The sequence below is a fragment of the Bacillus sp. SIMBA_154 genome (assembly GCF_046536015.1).
GTDB classification, from domain to species: Bacteria; Bacillota; Bacilli; order Bacillales; family Bacillaceae; genus Bacillus; species Bacillus pumilus_P.
Window position 1 is genome coordinate 1 of the sequence record NZ_JAWJBV010000361.1, and the last position, 262, is coordinate 262.

Here is a 262-nt window from a genome sequence, read left to right on the forward strand (position 1 = left end):
GGCGTGCGAGCGCTCGGTCGTCTGGGTGCGGTCGGTCGACACGTAGCCGATCGTGCTCTGCACATTGGCCTCCGCGCCCCAAGGACCGAAGCGTGCTCCCCCGCTCACGCCCACCGTGTTGCGCGTGTCGAATTGCGAGCCGCGGTCGTTGGCGGCGGCGCTGCTCGCATCGATATGGAAATTCATCGCGGCGTTGAGCCGCCCGCTCTCGATGACGATGCGCTGCAATCCCATCTGCACCATCGTCGCGAGCAACTGCTGG

Annotated in this window: 1 protein-coding gene; it reads right to left on the reverse strand. The window is 66.8% G+C overall.

Features of this window, described 5'->3' with window-relative positions; translation table 11 throughout:
• The coding region (locus tag R0K30_RS22375; protein WP_410613090.1) for a hypothetical protein at positions 1-262 on the reverse strand (262 nt) is incomplete at both ends.